Origin of the sequence: Aurantimonas litoralis (assembly GCF_026153195.1) — a bacterium.
Classification (GTDB): domain Bacteria; phylum Pseudomonadota; class Alphaproteobacteria; order Rhizobiales; family Rhizobiaceae; genus Aurantimonas; species Aurantimonas coralicida.
This window is the reverse complement of sequence record NZ_JAPFBM010000006.1, coordinates 38,183-59,320: the sequence shown is the minus strand read 5'-3', so window position 1 is coordinate 59,320 and position 21,138 is coordinate 38,183. Positions and strand designations below refer to the sequence as shown.

25 protein-coding genes and 1 tRNA gene are annotated in these 21,138 nt (G+C 65.2%); 5 read left to right on the top strand and 21 right to left on the bottom strand.

Annotation, left to right across the window (positions count from 1 at the left end; translation table 11 throughout):
• Window positions 1–3: 3 nt before the first annotated feature.
• From N7I30_RS14130 to N7I30_RS14115, 4 genes are all read right to left on the bottom strand, one after another.
• The gene (locus N7I30_RS14130) at window positions 4–834 is read right to left on the bottom strand and encodes a CDP-alcohol phosphatidyltransferase family protein (protein WP_024350491.1); all 831 of its coding nucleotides are present in this window, start codon (window positions 832–834) and stop codon (window positions 4–6) included.
• Between the two features lie 5 nt (window positions 835–839).
• Entirely contained in the window at window positions 840–1,538 is a 699-nt protein-coding gene (locus tag N7I30_RS14125) for a phosphatidylserine decarboxylase (protein ID WP_187391868.1), read from the bottom strand.
• A gap of 111 nt (window positions 1,539–1,649) precedes the next feature.
• Window positions 1,650–3,464: an ABCB family ABC transporter ATP-binding protein/permease gene (locus N7I30_RS14120; protein ID WP_498639805.1), complete on the bottom strand. Its 1,815-nt coding sequence runs from the start codon at window positions 3,462–3,464 to the stop codon at window positions 1,650–1,652.
• A gap of 230 nt (window positions 3,465–3,694) precedes the next feature.
• Window positions 3,695–6,433 (bottom strand): LysM peptidoglycan-binding domain-containing protein, encoded by a 2,739-nt coding sequence (locus tag N7I30_RS14115; RefSeq protein WP_498639687.1) that lies wholly within the window; start codon window positions 6,431–6,433, stop codon window positions 3,695–3,697.
• 258 nt (window positions 6,434–6,691) lie between these two features.
• Here N7I30_RS14115 and N7I30_RS14110 point away from each other — a divergent pair.
• The 4 genes from N7I30_RS14110 to N7I30_RS14095 all read left to right on the top strand — a co-directional run bounded on the left by N7I30_RS14110 (window position 6,692) and on the right by N7I30_RS14095 (window position 8,691).
• Window positions 6,692–6,781, top strand: a tRNA-Ser gene (locus tag N7I30_RS14110).
• 142 nt (window positions 6,782–6,923) lie between these two features.
• Window positions 6,924–7,199 carry a hypothetical protein gene (locus tag N7I30_RS14105; RefSeq protein WP_498639685.1) on the top strand — a complete coding sequence of 92 codons (276 nt, stop codon included), beginning with the start codon at window positions 6,924–6,926 and terminating at the stop codon, window positions 7,197–7,199.
• A complete protein-coding gene (locus tag N7I30_RS14100; protein WP_498639684.1) occupies window positions 7,196–7,429 on the top strand; it encodes a hypothetical protein in 234 nt (77 codons plus the stop codon). Before N7I30_RS14105 ends, N7I30_RS14100 begins: the two co-directional genes overlap by 4 nt.
• 77 nt (window positions 7,430–7,506) lie before the next feature.
• A complete protein-coding gene (locus tag N7I30_RS14095) occupies window positions 7,507–8,691 on the top strand; it encodes an acyltransferase family protein (RefSeq protein WP_498639803.1) in 1,185 nt (394 codons plus the stop codon).
• Window positions 8,692–8,832: 141 nt separating this feature from the next.
• Here N7I30_RS14095 and N7I30_RS14090 read toward each other — a convergent pair whose 3' ends face one another.
• The 15 genes from N7I30_RS14090 to N7I30_RS14020 form a co-directional block, all read right to left on the bottom strand.
• Window positions 8,833–9,279, bottom strand: coding sequence for a hypothetical protein (locus N7I30_RS14090; RefSeq protein WP_498639682.1), 447 nt, complete (start codon window positions 9,277–9,279; stop codon window positions 8,833–8,835).
• Window positions 9,257–9,700 carry a hypothetical protein gene (locus N7I30_RS14085; protein ID WP_498639680.1) on the bottom strand — a complete coding sequence of 148 codons (444 nt, stop codon included), beginning with the start codon at window positions 9,698–9,700 and terminating at the stop codon, window positions 9,257–9,259. The genes N7I30_RS14090 and N7I30_RS14085 overlap by 23 nt, the downstream gene beginning before the upstream one ends.
• Window positions 9,701–9,938: 238 nt before the next feature.
• Window positions 9,939–10,295: a hypothetical protein gene (locus N7I30_RS14080; RefSeq protein WP_498639678.1), complete on the bottom strand. Its 357-nt coding sequence runs from the start codon at window positions 10,293–10,295 to the stop codon at window positions 9,939–9,941.
• Window positions 10,296–10,298: 3 nt separating this feature from the next.
• Window positions 10,299–10,613, bottom strand: coding sequence for a ubiquitination-like system serine protease family protein (locus tag N7I30_RS14075; protein ID WP_498639675.1), 315 nt, complete (start codon window positions 10,611–10,613; stop codon window positions 10,299–10,301).
• 2 nt (window positions 10,614–10,615) lie between these two features.
• Window positions 10,616–11,317: an NlpC/P60 family protein gene (locus N7I30_RS14070; protein ID WP_498639673.1), complete on the bottom strand. Its 702-nt coding sequence runs from the start codon at window positions 11,315–11,317 to the stop codon at window positions 10,616–10,618.
• A 91-nt stretch (window positions 11,318–11,408) separates the two neighbouring features.
• Complete coding sequence (locus tag N7I30_RS14065; protein WP_498639671.1) at window positions 11,409–12,185, bottom strand: hypothetical protein; 777 nt, start codon at window positions 12,183–12,185, stop codon at window positions 11,409–11,411.
• On the bottom strand, window positions 12,185–12,736 hold the full coding sequence (locus N7I30_RS14060) for a DUF4376 domain-containing protein (protein ID WP_498639801.1): 552 nt from the start codon (window positions 12,734–12,736) through the stop codon (window positions 12,185–12,187). The genes N7I30_RS14065 and N7I30_RS14060 overlap by 1 nt, the downstream gene beginning before the upstream one ends.
• Window positions 12,737–12,741: 5 nt before the next feature.
• Window positions 12,742–13,869: a DUF2793 domain-containing protein gene (locus N7I30_RS14055; protein WP_498639669.1), complete on the bottom strand. Its 1,128-nt coding sequence runs from the start codon at window positions 13,867–13,869 to the stop codon at window positions 12,742–12,744.
• A gap of 39 nt (window positions 13,870–13,908) precedes the next feature.
• Complete coding sequence (locus N7I30_RS14050; RefSeq protein ID WP_498639667.1) at window positions 13,909–14,607, bottom strand: baseplate wedge 1 family protein; 699 nt, start codon at window positions 14,605–14,607, stop codon at window positions 13,909–13,911.
• On the bottom strand, window positions 14,597–15,496 hold the full coding sequence (locus tag N7I30_RS14045; RefSeq protein ID WP_498639665.1) for a hypothetical protein: 900 nt from the start codon (window positions 15,494–15,496) through the stop codon (window positions 14,597–14,599). The genes N7I30_RS14050 and N7I30_RS14045 overlap by 11 nt, the downstream gene beginning before the upstream one ends.
• On the bottom strand, window positions 15,496–15,870 hold the full coding sequence (locus tag N7I30_RS14040) for a contractile injection system sheath initiator (RefSeq protein ID WP_498639663.1): 375 nt from the start codon (window positions 15,868–15,870) through the stop codon (window positions 15,496–15,498). Before N7I30_RS14040 ends, N7I30_RS14045 begins: the two co-directional genes overlap by 1 nt.
• Window positions 15,867–16,535: a Gp138 family membrane-puncturing spike protein gene (locus N7I30_RS14035; RefSeq protein ID WP_498639661.1), complete on the bottom strand. Its 669-nt coding sequence runs from the start codon at window positions 16,533–16,535 to the stop codon at window positions 15,867–15,869. The genes N7I30_RS14040 and N7I30_RS14035 overlap by 4 nt, the downstream gene beginning before the upstream one ends.
• Before the next feature lie 2 nt (window positions 16,536–16,537).
• The gene (locus N7I30_RS14030) at window positions 16,538–17,464 is read right to left on the bottom strand and encodes a baseplate hub protein (protein ID WP_498639659.1); all 927 of its coding nucleotides are present in this window, start codon (window positions 17,462–17,464) and stop codon (window positions 16,538–16,540) included.
• Window positions 17,464–17,799 (bottom strand): phage baseplate plug family protein, encoded by a 336-nt coding sequence (locus N7I30_RS14025; protein ID WP_498639657.1) that lies wholly within the window; start codon window positions 17,797–17,799, stop codon window positions 17,464–17,466. The genes N7I30_RS14030 and N7I30_RS14025 overlap by 1 nt, the downstream gene beginning before the upstream one ends.
• Window positions 17,796–18,407 carry a phage baseplate protein gene (locus N7I30_RS14020; RefSeq protein ID WP_498639655.1) on the bottom strand — a complete coding sequence of 204 codons (612 nt, stop codon included), beginning with the start codon at window positions 18,405–18,407 and terminating at the stop codon, window positions 17,796–17,798. Before N7I30_RS14020 ends, N7I30_RS14025 begins: the two co-directional genes overlap by 4 nt.
• A 2-nt stretch (window positions 18,408–18,409) precedes the next feature.
• Between N7I30_RS14020 and N7I30_RS14015 the strand changes: the two genes are divergently transcribed.
• The gene (locus tag N7I30_RS14015) at window positions 18,410–18,814 is read left to right on the top strand and encodes a hypothetical protein (RefSeq protein ID WP_498639653.1); all 405 of its coding nucleotides are present in this window, start codon (window positions 18,410–18,412) and stop codon (window positions 18,812–18,814) included.
• On the opposite strand, the gene N7I30_RS14010 is transcribed toward N7I30_RS14015, so the two are convergent.
• Complete coding sequence (locus tag N7I30_RS14010) at window positions 18,747–19,193, bottom strand: hypothetical protein (RefSeq protein WP_498639651.1); 447 nt, start codon at window positions 19,191–19,193, stop codon at window positions 18,747–18,749. The two genes, N7I30_RS14015 and N7I30_RS14010, sit on opposite strands and share 68 nt — an antisense overlap.
• Window positions 19,194–19,202: 9 nt before the next feature.
• Complete coding sequence (locus tag N7I30_RS14005) at window positions 19,203–21,134, bottom strand: tape measure protein (RefSeq protein WP_498639649.1); 1,932 nt, start codon at window positions 21,132–21,134, stop codon at window positions 19,203–19,205.
• Window positions 21,135–21,138: the final 4 nt, after the last annotated feature.

Here is a 21,138-nt window from a genome sequence, read left to right as displayed (position 1 = left end):
GCGCTACAGCGACATGCCGGACATGCTGCGTCCGGCTTCGCGGCTCTGCCGCTGGCGATAGGCGCGGACCGAGAAGAAGATCGACGCGCCATAGACCAGCACCGTCAGCGTCGCCGTCGCCCAGAAGAAGCTCAACAGCACCGCGATATAGCAGACGACCGCCAGCATGATCGGGATGGCGTAGTCACGCCGCACCCGGATGCCGGCGCCCTTGCCCGACCAAGTCGGAATGCGGCTGGCCATCAGAAGCCCGATGAACACCAGATAGACCGAGGCGACGACGGCGGTGACCTCCGGCAGGCCGGATTCGAAGCCCGCGAGACTCAGATAGATCGGAAACATCGCCATGCCCGCACCCGCCGGCGCCGGCACGCCGACGAAGAAGGCCGACTGCCATTTCGGCCGCTTGGGGTCGTCGAGCATGGTGTTGAAACGGGCCAGCCGCAGCGCGCTGGCGCTGGCGTAGAGCAGCGCCGCGATCCAGCCGAGCGAGCCGGCGTCGTGCAGCATGTAGGCATAAAGCACGAGCCCGGGCGCCACGCCGAAATTGACGATGTCGGCAAGCGAATCCATCTCGGCGCCGAACCGGCTCTGCCCCTTGAGGAGACGCGCCACGCGCCCGTCGATACCGTCGAGCAGCGCCGCCCCGAGCACCATGCCGACGGCCAGTTCGAACCGGCCCTCGAAGGCCAGCCGGATGCCGGTCATCCCGGCGCAGATCGCCAGGATGGTGATGAGGTTGGGCACGATATGCCGGAACGGGATGCGCCGGCGAACCTTGTCGTCCTCGGCGTCCGGCTTGCCCGGATCGAAGGGCGGAAACGGCGACTCGATCGCCATCAGTCGCGCCTCGACGGCCACGTCTTCAGGTTCTCGCCGAACTCGGCGATGATCGTCTCACCGGCAACGGCGCGCTGGCCCTCGGCCACCCGCGGCACGAAACCGTCCGGCAGATAGACGTCGAGGCGCGAACCGAAGCGGATCAGGCCGAAGCGCTCGCCAGCCTCGATGCGGTCCTCGACATTCGACCAGCAGATGATGCGGCGAGCGACCAGCCCGGCGATCTGCACCACGCCGATCTCCCCGCGCGGTCCCTCGATCACCATCGAGGAGCGCTCGTTGACCTCGCTGGCCTTGTCGAGTTCGGCATTGCGGAACTCACCCTCGCGATAGGAGATCAGCCGCACCCGGCCGCGCATCGGCGCGCGGTTCACGTGGCAGTCGAAGACGTTCATGAACACCGAGATGCGCAGCATCGGCTCGGTGCCGAGGTCGAGCTCCGCCGGCGGCATGACGTGGCCGACCAGCGACACATGACCGTCAGCCGGGCTGATCACCAGATGTTCGGCGACCGGCGTGACGCGCTCGGGATCGCGGAAGAAATAGGCGCACCATGCGGTCAGGACGAGCCCGGCCCAGAACAGCGGCTCCCACAGGAAGCCGAGGACCAGCGAGACGACGAAGAAGCCCGCGATGAACGGATAGCCCGCCCGGTGGATCGGAACGAGCGCGTTGCGGATCGAAGTGAAGATGGTCACTGGCTGTCTGGTTCCTTCAAAACTGGCGACGCGGCTGCGCCTGCCGGTCGGATAAGGGGCAATGGCGGCAAAGCAAAGACGGTTCCTCTGCGCCAGATACGAGAACCGAAATCACGTCTCCGGCGTGCGCCAGCGATCGACGATCCCGAACTCGTCCGCCTCGCGGGCACGCCGCAGGGCTTCCTCGGCCTCGCTGGCCTCGCGCTGCATCGCCCACATTTCGGCGTAGAGCCCCGCATTTTCAAGCAGTTCGCGATGGGAACCGCGTTCGACGATCTCACCGGCCTTCAGGACGATGATCTCGTCGCAGTCGATGATCGTCGACAGGCGGTGGGCGATCGTCAGCGTTGTGCGCTCCCGCGAGACGAGATCGAGCGCCGTCTGGATTTCCTGCTCGGTATGGGTGTCCAGCGCCGAGGTCGCCTCGTCCAGGACCAGGATCGGCGGCGCCTTCAGGATGGTCCGCGCGATGGCGACACGCTGCTTCTCGCCGCCCGACAGCTTCAGGCCGCGCTCGCCCACCATGGAGTTGAAGCCCTCCGGCAGTTCGCGGATGAAGCCGGCGATCTGCGCCAGTTCGGCCGCCCGCAGCACTTCGTCCTCGGTCGCCGTGATCCGGCCGTAGCGGATGTTGTAGAGCACCGTGTCGTTGAACAGCACCGTATCCTGCGGGACGATGCCGATGGCGCCGCGCACCGACGCCTGCTGCACCTTGGCGATGTCCTGGCCGTCGATCAGGATGCGGCCGGACTTCACGTCGTAGAAGCGGAACAGCAGTCGCGAGATCGTCGACTTGCCGGCGCCGGACGGTCCGACGATCGCCACCGACTTGCCCGGCGGCACCTCGAAGGAAATGCCCTTCAGGATCTCGCGCGCCGGATCGTAGCCGAAGCGCACGTCCTCGAAGCGGATCGCGCCCTCGGTGACGCTCAGCGCCGGCGCGCCGGCCGGATCCTTCACCTCCGCATCGACCTCGAGCAGGCCGAACATCGCCTCGATGTCGGTCAGCCCCTGCCGGATCTCGCGATAGACGAAGCCGATGAAGTTCAGCGGCACCGAGAGCTGCATCAGCATGGCGTTGATGAAGACGAAGTCGCCCAGCGTCTGGGTGCCGGCCCGCACTTCCAGCGCCGACATCACCATGGCGATCGCCATGCCGACACCGAAGATCACGCCCTGGCCGAAATTCAGCCAGCCGAGCGAGGTCCAGATGCGCGTCGCCGCCGTCTCGTAGCGCGCCATCGAATGATCGAAGCGCTCCGCCTCCATGCCTTCATTGCCGAAATATTTGACGGTCTCGAAGTTCAGGAGCGAGTCGATCGCCTTGGTGTTGGCGTCGGTGTCGGAATCGTTCATGTCGCGGCGGATCGCGATCCGCCAGTCGCTGGCCTTGATGGTGAACCAGCCATAGAGCCAGACCGTCGCCGCGATGACCGCGAGATAGGACAGGCCGTAGGCGAAGCCGAAGATGATCGCGACCAGCGCGAATTCCAGGATCGTCGGCAGCGTGTTGAGAATGGTGAAGCGGACGATCGCCTCGATGCCCTTGGTGCCGCGCTCGATGATCCGCGACAAGCCGCCGGTGCGCCGTTCCAGATGGAAGCGCAGGGACAGGCGGTGCATGTGCACGAAGGTGCGGTAAGCGAGCCGCCGCACGGCATGCTGGCCGACCCGCGCGAACAGGGCGTCGCGCAACTGGTTGAGCCCGACCGAGATAATCCGCGCGACATTGTAGGAGACGACCAGCGTGATCGCGCCGGTGAGCGCCAGAGGCAGCCATTCCGTCGCCGTATCCGCGCCGTCGAGGGCGTCGGTCGCCCATTTGTAAAAATACGGGACGAGGACGGTCAGGAGCTTGGCAAGGACGAGGAAGATCGTCGCATAGGCGACGCGCATCCGCAGGTCCGGGCGCTCCGACGGCCACATATAGGGCCACAGATTGGCCAGCGTCTCGAAGGTCCGGCCGCTATCGCCGGACACGCGTTTACCGGGGTCTGACGCCACGTCGATCCTTTCCAACGAAGCGGCGCGCCGGGCTGTCCCGCCGCGCCGTCGACGTCTGGTCTGTGTCCGCCCGCGTCTAGATCACCGCCCGGCCGAATACAACGACGCCGCGCATCTTGCGGCCTTGCGCCGCCCTGCGCGGCGCGGCGCGATCAGCCTTCGCCGTCGCCCTTCGCCTCGGTGGCACCGGCATCGTCCCCGGCATCGCCGTCCGCCGGCGTCTCCGGCAGGCGGAAGACCTGCGCCGGATAGATCAGGTCCGGATCGCGGATCTGGTCGCCATTGGCAAGGTAGATGACCGTATAGCGCTGGCCCTCACCATAGGTCCGCCGTGAAATCTCCCACAGCGTATCGCCCTTGCGGATGATCACGCGCCCATCCGCATTGGCGAGCGCCGGCTGCCGGTTGACCGGCACATCGGCCTCATCGCCATCGGTCGCCGACTCGGCTTCCGGCTGATCCCCGACGCGGCTTCCCGCGGCATCGGTCTGCGGCGTCTGCGCGTCGGCCTGCTCCGGAGTGGTGGCAGCGACCGCACTCTCGGGAACCTCGGACGCCACGACCGTCGGCGAAGAACCGTCCAGCGAGCCCGACGCGGCATCGGCGGCGTCGGCAACGTCGGTTTCCTCACCGGTGGCGTCGCGCACGGCCACCCGGTTCTCTTCCGCCACGCCGGCCGCAGGTTCCGCCGGTGCTGCCGCGACTGCATCCGGCGTACCGGCACCAGTCTCATTGGCGTCCGCAACCGTCACCCGACCGGACTTCTCGGTCCCTGCCTCGGCAGAGGTCTCGCTCATATCCACCGGCCCGGCACTATCCGCCGCCCGGCTCGCATTCCCGGCATCCGCCATCGACGGCGTCACTTCCGGTTCGCTTGCCGGCGAAGCCTCTTCGCTGCTCCCGGCCGCGTCGGCAGCCGCCCTGTCCGCTGACGCTCTCTCCTGCGACGCGCCAACCTGCGCCGGTGCCACGGCGGCGGCCGTCGCGCCCTCGGGGCGCGTAAACGGCACCTCGGCGCGGGCCACGACGCGGCCGTCCGGCGAAATCTGGTCGGCGCGCACCAGATGCTCGCCGACGCTCATGCCGGTGTCGCCGGTGACCAGGAACCGATCGCCGAAGCCGGCCTCGTCCTCGGCCAGGAAGACGTTGTCGACATACACCCGCACGCGGGCCCCGCGCTCGGCGGCCCCGGCGATATAGACCTGCGAACCCTCGACCTCCACCGCCTCGACCCGCAGCAGCGGCACCGTGGACGGGCTCGACGGCACGGCGTCGGCACTCGTGTCGCGCGGCAGCATGACGGCGCCGCCCGGCTGCACCGGCGCATCGCTCCCGGCCACATCCGTTTCGCCCGGCGCGCCGGCGGCGCTGTCCGCTGCTCCCTCCGCCGGGACCGCCACCGACGCGGCACCCTCCGCGACCGTGTCCGCAGGCGCGGATCCGCCTTCCGCAGGCAGACGCGCAGCCGTCTGGCTCGGCGTCGGGGATGCCCCGGCCGCATCCGCCGTCTCAGGCTTCTTGGCCACGGCCTCGGACGGCGACGCCGCCTCCGCCGGCAGAGCCGGTTGCGCTGCTTCAGAAGCGGCGCCACTCGCGGCGGCCTCTGCGCCGGCGGCTGGCATCTCGATGAGCCGGGTCGGCGCATTCGGCGCCTCGACCATTGCCAGCAACTCGCCCGGACGATCGCGCGGCGGGACGCTGACGATCGCGGTTTCCTGCGAGCGCGTGACGCTACCGTCCGGTAACGTCGCGCGAATGGTGATCGCATGATCGCCCGGCGGAAGCGGCGCATCGAGCACCACCGCGAAATCGCCACCGATCCCGGCCGTATCGCCACCGAGCACCGTCTCGCCCGACATCAGCGCGATGCGGCTGTCGGCCGGCGCGCGCCCGGCAATGACGGTGGAGCCATCGGGCTCGACCCGGAGCAGATCGAAGCGTGGCGCATCCGCAGCGGCAGCAGCGTCGCCGTCGGCGCGACCCTCGTCACGATCGCTGGCATTCGCGGCAGCGGCAACCTCGGCCGAATCGGCCGCCGCCGGGTTCTCCACGGCGCCGGCCTCATTGGCGGCCGTCTCCGGATCGCCGCTTGCCCCGTCCTCCGTACGACCGTTGCCAGGCGTCTCCGATACATCGGCAGCGTCCTCACCGGCTGTCGGGTTCGCGGCCGCGTCGCCATTCTGCGCCGAACCGGTCTCGCTCGCCTTGGCGACCGTTCGATTCTCGCCGTCGGATGCGGTTCCGACGGGAAGCTCCGTTCCACCGGCATCGTCGCCTGTGCCCGTACTGCCAGCACCGGCCTCGCCCACATTCGCAGACGCATCCGCGACAGTCCCCGTAGCGCTCGCGTCCGAATCGCCGGCATTATCACTGGCCGATGACGTGGACGCTGCGCCGCTGGTGACATCCGACCCCGTATCCCCACCGGCTTCGGTGGAAACCGAGGGATCCTCGACAGATCCCTGATCCCCCTCGCCCGCAGTCGCGACCTCCGTCTGCGCCTGTGCCGTCTCCGGCTGTCGCTGCGCCTCGGCGTCTTGCCCTGCCTCTTCGTTCCCCGCGACGGCCGGCGCGACATCGGACGTTGCCGAAGCGGTCGCGTCTCCTTCGGTGACCGACGGTTCGTCCGCAACGTCTGCACCGGGCGACGCAGTCCCTGCATCCGCTTCGGAATCGGCCGCGGCCATTTCCGACGAATCGTCCCGGACCGCCCCGGCATCAACCGTCTCGCTGCCAGCGTCCGCACCGGCCGCCCCATCCGTCACCTCGGCCGGATCGCCGCGTTGCGCCACCCGCAGCTTTTCACTGCTCAGCATGTCCCAGTAGCCGGCGACGATCGCCGCCAGGAGCACGAGACAGACGAGGACGATTCCGAAAGCTTTTTTCTGCATGATCACACCATTGCCGCCGCCCCGATCGCACGGCCGCTGAACCCCGGGGACAACTCCCTGTGATCTTTAGCGAAGCACCGACCCGGTCACAAGCGAACCGCGCTGCGCCTCGTTTGCGCCGCCCGGCACGCAGGCACGCCGCCCCCCCCTTCGCCCCATGTCCGGGAACGAACGAAATTGCCGAAGACGGCGATTCCCCACGAGTTTTCTCGCCCACGCCCTTGCAAGCACGTGCCACGACGGGTAATCCGCGCAATTGGAGAGGTGGCCGAGTGGTCGAAGGCGCTCCCCTGCTAAGGGAGTATACGGGAGACCGTATCGAGGGTTCGAATCCCTTCCTCTCCGCCAGAAACAAGGCTTTGGCACTCCCCCGACATCTACGGTTCAGAACGGCTCGACCCGGAACATTCCGAGAAAATCCCCCTCGTTGCGGGGGAAAATCGGGGGACGTTGTTGTCGTTGCGTTCTCCATCCACGACTATCGCCGTCTGTGGACAGCCAAGTGATCGTGAGGGGGAAATACGTGCCCGACAGCCCATGGTCCGGCGACCCGGATCAGCCCCACGACGACCCGGCCGCGCGCTTCGCCTTGGAGCACGCCGATACCCGCGAGAAGGCCATCGCGGAGCTTCGGTTGATCGCCAGTGTCGCGGATCCTTCAGTCGCGCGCTCCGACAGCGCCCAAGTCATCGACGAATTGCTGCGGGCGATCGGCTATGGTGACGTCGCCGACGCATGGAACGCCGTGAACAGGGAATGGGATTGAGCGACGACCCGCACAAGATCGATACCCTCGGCAAGCTGGCCGACAACGGCATGGGGCTGGCCTGGTACTGTGGCGCCTGCAAACGGAAGCTCGGGCTCGATCTGGACGAGGCGATCCGCAGGTGGGGACGCTCGCAGGTTTTCATCAGGTGGTCGCCGCCGGTGAAGTGCTCCGGGTGCGGCAGCCGCGAGATCACAATGACCGTGCAGGCGAAGGTTCCGGGGCGCTGAACGAGAAAGCGGTCGCATCACTCAAGGTGACGAGGATGGTGTCTTCACTGCCAAGGGCTAGGATGCTAGGCAGCGTGATGAACTCGCCCGCATCAACTGACCGCGCCGTTTCCCTGGACATCGTCAGAGGTATCGCAGTAGTCGCGATATTGGTTTTCCATTACATCTGGGCCACTGGCGTTGTTCGAACGACCAGCGGGCTGCCTTGGCTGGTAAATCTGGTCATTTCGTCTGGCGCGTTCGCGGTCGACCTGTTCTTCGCTCTTTCCGGCTTCCTTATTGCCGCTTCGCTTCGTTCGACACGCGGGCAGGACGGATATTGGGGCGCCTATTTTTTGAAGCGTCTGGCGCGGCTAGCACCGCTCTACTTTCTGTGGCTCGCGCCATTCCTGCTCCTGCGCGCGGCGGGGGCGGCAAGTTGGGGAGGCGCATTCCCTGCTCTCTTTGGGTCCGAGCCGATTGAAAGTTGGGCTTACCTCACGTTCACACAGAACTGGCGGCAAGCAGCCTTCGGCGGCTGGGGGCCCTTGTGGATGGCCGTTACCTGGTCGTTAGCCGTCGAAGTGCAGTTTTACGCCATCGCGGCTGTTGTCGTCGCGTTGAGCCCGCCGCGCTACCTGGCTGCGGTCAGCCTTGCAATCGTCACTGCGTCCGCTGCGCTATTCGTCTGGCTCACCAGTAACGGTTATGCCTACGCGGCGCTCGTACTAACACCATCGCGGCTCGATGCCCCATTCGCTGGCGTGATTGCTTGCTGTTTGGCAAGCACGCCGGCGGTGCGACAAGCCATCGCAGCGAACGAGCGAACGGCGAAGTTTCTGAGCATCGCACTGCTGATGGGCGTCTATGGACTCTTCGTACTGGCGGCCGGAGGCTACCCTTTGGTTAGCCCGAGCGGTCATCTCATGGCCGCACTAAAGCCGATCTCGTTAGGCGCGATCGTTCTAGTTTTCGCAATTTGCCGCCAACCGCTGTCACTGGGATTGCTAGCGCGCGGGCTGCGTTGGGCCGGCGTTCGGTGCTTTGCGATCTACATCATCCATTACCCGATGATGCATGGTGCTGCACATCTTCTGTATGGGAGGCCGGCTTATTTCCTGCCGGGAGAAGGCATTCCCGCCCTCATTCTCGGGCTGGTCGCCACTTTCGCGCTCGTCACGCTGAGTTGGCGCTACGTTGAGGCACCCGTCATCCAGTGGAGCCACCGAGCGGCCAAGTTGCTGCCCCGCCGAAAAACCAGCAATGCTTCGGCAGTTCGATAACTAATAACGTCATGCGCCTTTTGCGTTCGCAAACGAGAAGCCCTGGGATACCTGCCTCTCCGCAAGGGAGGGACGATGAACGCAAAAAGGCCCGGCTACCCTGCGAAGGGCGGCCGGGCCGGTCTGTCTGATGAATGGTCGTCAGTCGCGCCGCATCGGGTCATCCTGCCCCCTCAGCTTGTCTCGAAGGCGAGCGACTTCGCGCTCCAGCGATTCCCGCTCGCGCCGCTCTCGTTCCTCCTCCTCGCGCTCCGTCAGCACGTTGCTGCGGTGGACATTCGAGGACAAATCCTCGACGGCGGAAACCATCGCCTTGAGCGTATCCACGCGCGCCTTCCCGATCGTCTCGCTGTCGCGATGGATGGTCAGGAGCGTGAGGTTGATCGCCTCGATAGAGGCCGCGAGGTTCTTCACCGACGAGCTATCGACTAGTGCCCCGGCGACCTGGGTGTAGCTCTCCGGCTCCCCTGCCGCTTTCCCCTTCTGCAAGCTCACCTTGGCGAAGAAGCCTGTGACGATCGTTGCGAGAACGCCCCCGATCCAGACGCCCCATTCGGCGAGGAAGTCAGGATCTGTTGGTGGCGCCATTACGACAGGCCCCCTTGTCGTGCAGGATCTGCGTCACGTTGTAGAGGGAGAGCATTGACATCATGAAATATGCCCACCAGCCCGTGGACAGCAGCCCGGTCAGGAAGAATGAAATGACGAACCCTGTCGTCAGCATCGCGTAGACGACGACCCCCATGCAGGCGCAGCAGGCGCGCACCGTCGATGTCAGGGTCTCCTTCCGCCCGTTGTACCAGAGCCCAAAGAGCCAGAACGCCGCGACCGCAAATGTGATGATGCCGGTTCCGGATTCGCCAATGGACTGGTCGAACGCCCTGTAACTGGAACTGTCGAACGTCCTGCTCGGGTGAAGGAGGGTGAGGCCGAATCCAAACATGAACACCGCCGAGAACCATTCAGGCGCTCGGCTGTGGTTCTTCCGGCTGATCGAGATGTAGATCATCGCGGCACCCAGAGCGACCACCGGACGCAACCGCGCCCGTCCCGCCAGGAGACTTCCATTCGCCCCTGCCGATCGAGCCGAATGGCCGGCATGGTTCCGGCGCGGTCACAGTCGAGGTCGGCCAGACGGAGCGGCTGCCTTGGCGTCGGCGCTGCTGGTACGGGCTGACTGGCAAGCGCGATGATGGCGATGGTCGTCAGCCCCGCCACCATGCCCCAGAACAGCCAGGACAGGACGCTCACGGCGCCACCCTGTCGATCTGCCGCTGGATATGCGGAACGACGAGATCGGCGATCTTGTTGTCGGATAGGCCCAGCGTCTTGACCGTGTCGGGCACTGACGCCTTCACGTAGGCGATCGCCGCGCCCGTGGCGTCCGAAGTCACCGCAGGCATGACACGTGCGCCCCCTGCCCGCGCAATGGCCGTCAGCGCCGCGTTCTCCAGTGCCGACTGCAAGAGCTTGGCCCGCGCCTCGTCCTTGATGACGTGGCTCGCCTTCAGCCATGCGATGGCCGCCGGAATGGCGATCGTCGTCAGCACCGTGGCGAGCAGCGGCAGGACGACGGCGAGCGTGATGTCGATGGCGTTTTCCATGGGTCAGGCCTCATCAAATGGCTGGAGTGGAACGGTCTGCCCGGCGAGCGGATGGGTGCAGTCGCCGAGGAATTGGATGCGGCCCTCGCGGACGAAGGAGTGGCACACAGCCGGGGGCGCACCGTCCACGCCCGCATCTGCGCCGGGATAGGAGACCATGACGGACGGCGTGAAGGTCGGCCGCGCATAGTCGTCGTTGAAGCCCCAACGCGGGCCCGGGCCATCGCCAACGGTCACCCTGTGGGCGCCATCGCAACCTGGACACCAGAACATCAGGCTGCCGTCCTCGCCGGCTCGGAGGATGCCTCGCGCGCCCATCGTCAGGCCTCGTTCTGGCTGATGGCGCCGGATGCCGTCTTCGCTACCGATCCGGTGGCGGTGGTGTCGGTCTCCGGCCAGCGGGCGCCGAGGAAGCGATCCTTCGCCATCCGCGTCACGCTGATCTGGTTTGACTGGTTGCCGCCGAGGACGTGGTAGGTGCTGGCGTCCTCGCCGACATAGAAGGCGACATGCCCGGAGATGCCGTTCCGCGATCCGCGCCAGAACACCATCACCGCGCCAAAGCGGGGCTTGGTCTCGACGCCGAACTTCAGCCAGTTGCGGGCCAGATAGGGGTTGGTCGGCATCGGCTCGTCGGGAAGCGTCAGCTTGATGGCCGTCTGAACGAAATCGCCACACCAGGGCAGCTTACGTGGATCGCCCAGCGTCGGGCCATCCGAGCGCAGCCAACTGGAGAGCGCGGTGTAATCCCTGACCTCGTGCAGGCCCATCCTCGAGCGCGCCTCGACCATCCAGGCCGGCTCGCCCGTGACGATCGTCTTGGCCTTGGTCTTCGCGTCCTCGTCGAACAGCAGGTGCAGGGTCTGGATCACCGGATAAGGCCGGGCCACGAAGCCGTGGGCGGCCTTGAAGTCCGCAAGGGCGGCTTCCGTGTTCGGGCCGGCGTCACCGTCGATCTTGCCGACGTAGTAGCCAAGCTCCTGAAGCCGGGTCTGGACGGACTGGACGATCTCTTTCGACATTGGTCGATCTCCACGAGAAAAGGCCCGCCAAGCAATGCCGGGCGGGCGCGTGAAAAAGGCGCCTCATGGGCGCCGGATCAGGATTCCTGGATTACGAGATCACGCCAAAGGCGTGCTGCCACCGCTGCCACTGATACCAGCGCATCTGGTCGTTGGGGTGGACGCCATCGACGCGCATGGAGACCGGCCACTCGTCGTCGTTCGGGCCGATGGACATTCCGGCTTCGACGGCTGCAACCGACTGGCCTCGAACGATGGCAAGTCTGTTCGCTTCGGTGCAGTAGAGCTGATAGGCACCCAGGCCGACGATCATGTTGTTCTGATAACCCGCCGCCTGCACATCGCGGATGAACCGCGCCGTCCGCACCGCAAACGCCTCGCTGGACGTGCAAGACCACATATCGGCCTGCCCCTGCATGTGAACCCATTCGGTCGGGTGCAGGCCCATGCAGGAAAGCATATCGAGCAAGTATTCGACCCGATGGAACAGGTCGCCGCCCTTCATCCAGCGGTGCGCGTGAGAGCCGCCGATGTTGAGGGAGCACAGCAGCACCCGAGCGGACTTGCCGGAGGATACGAGGCAATGGCCCCAATAGGGCAGAACGCTCAAGCGACCGGCCGAGCCATCGCAGTTCATAATCTGCCCGCCGTCGCTCTCGTAGATGTTTCCATCGTGGATCGACAGTTCGTAGACCGTCTGCGGGATATAGGCCGAAGGATCGAACATGGTCAGCGCGCCATAATTGGCGAGCATCGACTGACCGGTGGTCGCGAGAACGCGCGTCCCAGACTGTTGGAATATCGCGGGATCGACGGGCACCCGCCCACGCGCGTCCTTGTTCTCGCCGAAATCGGTGAGAGTGATCATTAATCATGCCACCCGGCTTCAGTGTCGATCTCATCGAGAGCATCGGCGTCGGATGCTTCGAGGATGGCGTTCTTCAAATTCCGAGCATGGACGATGACCCGGCTGTGCCAAACGCCCATGTCGTAGATCGCAGTGGCGGCGGTCGCAGCGCTCGTTTCGAAGACGGCGTTCGATTGATCGATCACCTCGACCCGATCGGTCTCCGACATGCCCCGCCATATTTCGCGCAGGGCCAACCACTGGACGCGGTCGCTGTCTGATCTGGTGTCTAGCGTCCGAATACCAGCCGAGCCGCCAAAATTGTGCCTGTAGCCAGCGACGATGATCGCATCCCGTTTGGCGTTGACCGCCGATGCCATCATCGTCTTTCTCTCATCGAGAGGCACAGGCGGGGGACTGAGTTCGCCGTCCGTATAGGTCCAGCCAGCGCCGGCAGTGGCGTGCTCGATCGCGACCTGCCCCTCGGCGTAGATTGCAGCCTCAGCCGAGGGCGCTTCGAGGGCCGTTATTGCAGCATCACCCTTGACGATGACAAAGCGTCGGTTTTCCATATCGCTCACCACTCGATCCAAATCTCACCTCGCGCGCCAGCGCCGCCAGCCCCATTGTTGCTGGACCCGCTGCCGCCACCTCCCGCTGCCGAGCCCGTGTTGCCTGTGCCAAAGGACGCAGGGCCACCAATCCCACCGCTTATACCGCCGCCACGGCCCCCCTCGCCGCCCTGCGCAATCTGCGGCGCCCCTTGGTAGCCACTCCCACCAGAGCGGATCAGCCCCTTAGCACTGAGTCCTGTGCCGCCCCCGCCGCTGCCAGGGACACCGGCCCCGCCGCTGAAAGCGCCGGTTCCGCCACTGCCGCCAATGGCTGTCCGGCCAGCAAACGTCGTGTTGCCCCCGGCCCCACCGGTTCCTCTTGGGACAGCGCCCCCGGCCCCACCGGCACCGATGTTGCCGGTAACAGGTGTGCCTGCGATGAAGTTTTCGTAATCCTCAACACAGCCACCGCCGCCGCCGCCAGCACCAGCGCCTGTTCCCTCGGCAGAGCCCCCGCCAGCACCCGGTGCGTAGAGTATGATGCGATGGCGACCTGTGAATGTTGGCGTGAACGAAACGGCACCAACAGTCGTCAGAATCACCCGGTTGGTGAATCGCTCTGCCGCACCCGCAGCGACACCGGCGGGGGTGACGGCAAGCGTTGTGCTCGTACCATCTCTGGCTTCCTCGATGGTCGCCAACTCGACCCGGCCCGCCGCAGTCTCGGTCGCCAGATCCTCGGCCCATGACGTGCCATCGAAGCGCAGAACAATCTGCCGAGTATCCCAGTATTGGACCTGCAGGCCGGCCACCGGATCCGCGAACACCCAATCGTCGCCGGCCCACATGGCGATCTGGTTGTCATGACCGGCGAAGTCCCCTGTGCCTGTCGGCAGCACGATGTAGCGGTCGCCGTCGGCGGGCGAGCCCGGAGGCGCGGATTGCCAACCGCTGACCGGGATGTCAGCGCGGCCGTTTCCGAGAGACAGAGCATTGATCGCCTGCTGGAGATCCTGAAACAGGCGGTTGTGCAGCTCCCGCAGTCCGGTCGCGCCGCACTCGAATCCCTGATCCAGTTCCGAGACAGTCGGCTCGCGCAGGTTCGGGCTGTTCTCTGCCCATACGGCCGGGAACGGCAACTCATATGCCATGAGGCACCTCGTTGGTTGTCATGATGTCGGGAGGCGCCGTTAGGCGCAGACGAAGGGATCAATGCGGACCGGGCAAAAATATCCGGCGTCTTCGCAATAGCCGGCCCAGCCGGCGCCGTAGCCGAAGATCAGACCGTCGCCGTCGTGGACATATGTTGTGATGCCAGGCGCAAACGGCAGGACGCGGAATGCGAGTGGAAGCTCGCGGATTTCCGCATCGCTCAAAGCCCGGCCCGGTGCCACGCAAGCCCTCGCCTGCCCCATGCTCACGGCATAGGCAGTGCTGCCCCAGATATGCCGGGCCGCAGCCTGTAGGTCGTCAATGCTGTATCGCTGCAGAGCCTGGTAGCGCCGCGCCTTGATGTAGCCGCGATAGACCTCGTCATCGTTCAGGCAGAGATCGCCGGACCCGGCGGCATAGCAGCCGTCGAAGACCGCATCCTCGCAGTAGCCGACGATCGTCAGGTTCGGGTTCGCGGGCTCGCAGGGATAGCCGAACAGCGGCGGGATGACGCACACACAGTGGCAGCGGGGCCAGCCCATTCGCTCACCGATGAGCGTCAGTTGATCCCCGACTGCTGTCTCGATGTCGAAGAATGATGGGATGCTGTCGATCTCGACCGCGACGTCCGCGATTTGCCCCACGTCGTACCGGATCATACCGAGAAGGCGCGGCGATTCCCGGTATTGCGTGAGGATTTTGTCGAGCGCTTCCTCGACGAAGGCGTCACGGTTCAAGGACATTGATCGTCACGTTCGCCAGGGTGATGAGCGGGATCTCGTCGAAGTCGAATGCGAGCGGCAGCGTCGCCACTGCATCGTCGTTCTTCGCGCCCCGCACGGCGACAACCTCGACGTTCGGCTTCGTGCAGAGCGCGGTAGCGATCATGTGCCGGGTCAGGGTGACGCCGTTGCGTGGCCGGGCGGCGCCGGTGAGATTGAGCACCAATTCCTCGGCAATCGCCTGCGTCGGGTCCGGCGGGCAGCCGCCGGCATCGGCCCACTTGTAGATGTCGACCTCCAGCGTGGTCGGCACCTCCACCGGGCGATCGATGTAGATGGTCCGGCAGAAGCCATCTATCTCGGTCTCGACGCGGGTATTCCCGAAGGAGGTAATCCCCGGCACGATATAGCGGCGCGCGACAAGGGCGATGTCTTCGTCGTCACCGCCGAGGGCGACGACAGCGACCGAATGGGCGTCAAGGCCATTGTCGTCCGCCACGGTCCCGTCGTTGGTGTAGACCTTCGCCCATGTGACGCCGGTCACACCGATGATCGCCCGGTAGAAGTCCGCGTCTCGAGTGTTGGCCACGCCGGCATTGGTGATGGCCTGCGCCAAGTCGGCGTCGGTCTCGCCAGGCTGGCGGGTGATCAGACGCAGCGCAGCGAGCCGTTCAAGTGGGATGCCTTCGGACTGGTTCGGGTCGTAGGACTGGTAGGCCGAGAGCGCGACCTCCCAGAGCACCCGTTCACGCTCTGCCCGAAGCCCGTTCATCTGACCAAACTTCGTCTGTGACGTCTGGATCAGCCCGGGCCCGAAGATGGCGACGTTCTGCTGCTCGATGTCGTTGAGGATTTCCGCCAGCGTCGGGAGGATGAAGCCGGTCGGCTGAACGCCTGTCGCCATTACACGGTCACCTCTTCATCGTATTCGGTTGCGAGCGTGGCGCGGGTGACGTTGAGCCCGCGAAGCCTGCGATTGAACGAGATCGAGAACGCCTCGATCGCCGTCACGCCGTCGGTCTCGATCAGCTCTTTCTTGATCACGCTCTCGGACAGCGCCGGATCGAACTGGCGGCCCATGATTTGGTCCAGCCAGGGCACGCCGCAGGTCGTGTCGAGGAACCACTCACCCTGGAATGTCATCACGCGCTGCCGGGCGTGCTGGCCAATCGCTTCGGCGTCATAGACGAATTCGAGATCGCCCTCCGGAGTCAGCGCGAGATCGTGGATACCGTCGGCGTTCGGGCGAGAAGCTGGGGCGAGACGGGTAACAGTCATAGCTGCATGGCCTCCAGCTTGTCGGCGATCGCCATCAGCGCCGCGCGGTTCTGCAGCGCATGGCCGGTGCCAGCGGACGAGCCGTAATTGATCTGCAACTGGTCCTCGGCGATCAGCCGAAGGGCCTCGGCGATCAAGGCGTAAATGTTCCCCTCAGCGCCTTCGATCGCGACCTTTCCGCTCTCGGAACCGCGGATGCCGTACTGGCCCGCTTCATCGAACCGGACATGATGGTTGGCCGGGTCGAAGTTCTGGATCGGATCGGAGAGGCTGTTGCCGCCGATCAGCGTGGCCCGCATGTCGGACAGAGAGAACGACCGATCGGAGCCGACCGCGAACGCGCCGCCGGCCTCGTCATAGTTGCTCGTATCTCTCATCATGGGAGATAGCCGGACCTTGTCGCCGACCTTCACCGGCGATGTGACCGCACCTCCGCCGCCGCGTGGAAACTCGATCGGCACATCCAAGAGGTCCGCCACCTGCGTCGGCTCGCCATTGAGCCGCTTGCGGTAATAGGGCCGGATGGTGGCTGTCTGGCGCTGGGGATCGAACGATACGATCTCCCCATCCATGTTGCCCCACATCTCCTCCCGTTCGGCCAGGATGGTCTGGCGAATGGCGTCTTCGAACGAGACGTTCGTCTTGTCGGGGTAGCCGAAGCCCATGATCAGTTCTCCGGTCGCGGTGTGGGGATCGGCGGACGCGCCGGCCCGACGTTGACCTTCTTGCCGGTGACGGATTCTGCCGAGATCGAGACCTTGAACTCGCCGTTCCGGTTGTTCCCCGTGTAGGTGCAGGAGCCGACCCGGTAGACGCCGCCCTCCGAGTTCATTTCCAACGTGTCGGACTCGATCCGCACCCGGCGCCCGGGCCGAATATCCGGCGCCATCATGCAGTCGGCCTTGACCCCCGCGTCGGTGATGGATGGCGCCCCGATCAGCCCGGTATCGAGCGTCAGGAGCGTCAGGCCCCCGAGAAAACCATCCGCGGGGATGACTTCGAATGTCTCGTTCTGGATGCTGGCGTGCAGACCGTAGGACCTGCCGATGTGGTCCAGTTCACGCATGCAGGATCCGCACATCGAATAGGGGCGCTTCGTCGGCGGCAGATCGTCCAGACCCTTCACCTCGCCGCGGCTGATGCCCTCTTTCTCGAGTTGGGCGCCGATGTCATCGACTATGGTCCCGACCTTTGTTCCGGCCGGATAGGTCTTGTTGATCGTGGCCCGGCGAATGGCGGCATCACCATCGCCGCATTGGACGGTGGTGATGATGTTGTCCTTCTGGTCCGGATTGTGCGTCACGTCTCGGAAGCTGGCCGCGAAGATCACACCGACGTTCGATCCACCCGATGGCGGGATATAGCCAGCTTCCAGGACAATGCCGTCGAACTCCCGGCCGAAGGCGTTGCGTGTTCCCTCGGCCAAATTCCATATGTCGACGAGGCCGGTGTTCGCAGAGCTCGAGAGGTTCTTGTCGATCGAGAACTGAACCTGAACCTGGTCGTTGGTATCGTCGCCCGGGTTGATGGTGTGGACGATCCTGCCGTTCTTGCGCAGGTACAGCCTGACCTTCCGAAGATAGAACTCGGACATCAGCCCCTCGCCGCGATAGCCGTTGCGATGTCCGCGTCGGTGAAATGGTAGAGCCGCACGACGCCGTTCGGCAGTTCGTCGCGACCGGGAACGGCGGTGCCGCCCTCCTGCGCCGTCGCTGCCACCAGATGCCCGATGCCGAAGTTGAACGCCGCCAGCAGGTCGACGCCCAGCACGACCCGGCGCCCATGCAGGACCGGCTCGTCATCGAGGGACAGATCCAGCGACCAGCGATCCGAGAACGGCGCATATCGCAGCCGGAACGTCGCCCGGCGGTTCAGAAGCACGACGGAGAACTCCTGATCCGCCGCGTCGATCACGGGAAGCTCGATCATTGTGTGAGCCCATAGAGGATGGAGGAGCCCCGGCCGCTGTCAGCCGGGACGGGGGTGGTGCGCGCGTCGCCACGGTTGACCGTGCCCGATGCCCGATCGACCGCTGCCGCGCCGGACGCTCGGGAAGCCGCAGGCGTGGCCGCACGGCGCGATTTCGCCCCGCCGGGGTTCTTCGCCCCACCGGATGATGCTTCGCTGCCCCTGCGCCCGCTCTCGCCGCTGGCGGATGCATCGCCGGGCACCGAAGCCGACGAGACGATCAGGACCTTCTGGAACTCGACCTTGCCACGGAAAACCCGGCTGAACTGCGATGTCCGCTCCGGAGCAATGCGCTTGATCAAGAGATCGGTGTGGACGTCGAAGCCGGAGACCACCGTGAACGGGACGCGCTCCGCCTGCCACGCCTTCAGCGCCTGCCATGTCACCGCCGCGTTGTCCGTCACGACGTTCCAGGCGAGGCGTTCCGGCTCCATGTGTGCGTGGTCTGTCGCCGTCGCACCGTTCTCCAGCGGGATCTCCGTGATCGACAGAACGCTTTCCGGCTGTTCGGATTCCACGACTGCAATCGGCACCGGCCCGATGGCGCGGGAGAAGAGGATCGCGCTCATGGATGGGCCTGCTCAAGGTTGCAGCGGTAGGGATCGGACAGCCGAAGGAGACCGAGATGGCGACGCACATCAAGAATAGGATCGAAGGCGAGACCGCGATCATCACCTCAGTGGACGGTGACCAAGAGATTGATGTTCGGATGACTGTCCGCGGTTCACAGGAGTTCGCGGCCTACGTGCTGGACGACTCACGACGGTCGGGCGTGGAAATGCCTGCCGATGGCAAGCCACTGTTTGAATTTCCAGCTACTGAGATGCGAGCCGGCATCCATCCCGGGCACACGGTTGAAATCCGAGTGCGCGTCGAAGGGCTAGCACCGATGATGTTTTCACTGCCTTCTAAGGCCGCTCTGGATCTCGCAATGGACCTTGCTGTCTTACTCGATCAGCGTGGTCGTAGTAACTAGGCCCCAGTTCGTAGAAGGCCGGGCCGACGAACCCCTCAGCTCGTGGGGTGATCCCGAGGTCGGGCCGGAACCGCCGTTCGCGCAGCGGCAGCGCCGCGAGGTGGCGCAGATGCGGGTTCGTCTCGTCCGGGCTTATCGAGTGATAGACGTTGCTGGCGATCTGCCAGAGTTCCTTCGCCAGCTCCGGGTTCGGAACCATCGGATCATCGACGGCGGCTGCTTTGCATGGGCCGTAGTCAGCGTACATGGCCATGCCGATCCGCCAAATCTCTTCGATCACCTCCGGGCTAGGCCCTGCCGGCTTCGCCGCGGCTTCAAGGTCGGCGGCTGTGAGATACCGCTCGTCCAGCCGCAGCCATCGGATGATCAGATTGCGCATATGTGCCTCCTATGGTGCCGCCGCCGACTGTGCGACCTGCGGACGGGACCGGACGGCGCCCGATGCCCCGCCGGCTGCTGCCTGCAGCGTCCGCAAGCGGGTCTCGGCCCTGTCCGCGTTCGCCATCCACTGGGTGATGTCGAGGTTCGCCACAGCGGTGAAGCCTCGGGACAGGTCAGCCTTGATCCGCAGCGCCTGGTTGGCCGGCGCCAGGAACTGCGACAGGTCGAGAGCCACCTTCATGATGGCCTCCTCTGTCAGCCCGTACTCCGCCTTCATGCCCTCGATGGTCTGGGCGCCAGAGCGAATGAGGTCCACCATGCCGGTGGAGCCGCCAGTGGTTGACGGGGCACGTGTCGTCTGACCGGTGGTCGCGACTTTCCCAGCGCCGGGGTTGGCCTGCGCCGTCCCGCCGGCGCCCGGCAGCATCGCATCAAGCGATGCCAGGGTGGCCTTCAGGCTCTCGATGGCCGACTTGATGGATTCGATCGGCGACGACAGCGCCGTGAGGACGGCCGCCACGTTCTCCATCGCCGCGGCCAGGTTGTTGATGCCCGTCGTCATCAGGTCGATCGCATATTGGCCGGGATCGGTGACCAACTGCTCAAAGCTCTTGAGCGTCCGGTCGATCATCTCCGCCGGGCGCGAGAGGATGCCTTCCATCTGCACGCCGAGATCCGGCATATCCGGCAGGGTCAGGGCTTCTGCGATGCGGTCCCGCACCGAACCAAGGCTGTCAGCGAAGCCGGTCGCCGCTGTCTCCAGCGCCGTGAACTTCTCCTTCAGGCCGTCGAGCGCCTGTTGGCCTTCGACGGTTGATCCGACAAGGCTGTTGTCGCCGTTCAAGCCTGAAACGATGTCATCGATCGCCAGAGCTGCTGCGACATACGGTATCCGCCGGGCCAGAGCCATGATGATGCCGCGGCCCATCGCCGTAGACGCGACCGCCCCCGCACCCAACCCGGCCGCGACCATTGTGTCAGACAGCCCTGTCACACGGCCGATCAACTCGCGGACGCCTGCGGCTGCATTATAGAACGCAGAGCCCACGCGCCATGCCTGGGTCGCCAGATGCGTGGTGGTGTTCAAGGCCGCGATCAGGCCGTCAGAGATGCCGCCAGCGACGTCAGCGACCATGCCGCTTTCAAATGCCGTGTTCACGAAGTCCAGCGTGCCCTGCAGCCGGCGCTTGATGTCGTCGTAGTAGCCTGCGTCACCGATCTCGCGAAGGAATTCCGTCCAGCTATCGGACAGGTTCGACGTCATGCCGACCCAGGTCTTCGACTGCTCGTCCATCGCGCCTTTGAACCGGCCGAAGATGCCCATCAGGGCCTTCTGGATCTGGACGGCATCCTTCTTAACCGTCTTGGTGAGGACCTTGCCGTTCTCGGTCCATGTGTACGTGATGTTGTCGCCTTCGGCGCTGGCGCGAACGCCGAACTCCTTCAGGCGCTCGTTCTCGCCGGTCACCGCGTCTGCGATGGCCTCGACGCCAGACATGAGCGATTTGCCCATGGCCGATGCCGCATCGCCGACCGTCCGAAGTGAGCCGTCCATCGGATCGATGCCATAGGACTTCAGCCGAACGAATGCCTCGGTGACCTGCCCAGCCTCGTAAGGCGTGGTGCGGCCGAACTCGGTGATCCAGTCCATCGACCGGCGGGCTTCCTCCGCCGACCCGGTGATGGTCTTGAGCGTGGCTTCGTAGGTTTCGAACTGCGCGTTGACGGTGGCGATCGAACTGACGAAGTCGCCGACCTGACGACCAATAGCCAAGCCACCAAGAGCCGCAACTGCCGCACCTCCAAGGGCGACGAGCGTTTGAGAAAAACTACGCGCCTTGCGCTCAGCCCCGTCGAGACCACGGTTGAACTTCCGAAGCTCGCCTTCTCCGCGAACGTCGAAGCCCAAAATTGCGACGAGTTCGTCGATCACGGCCATGCGT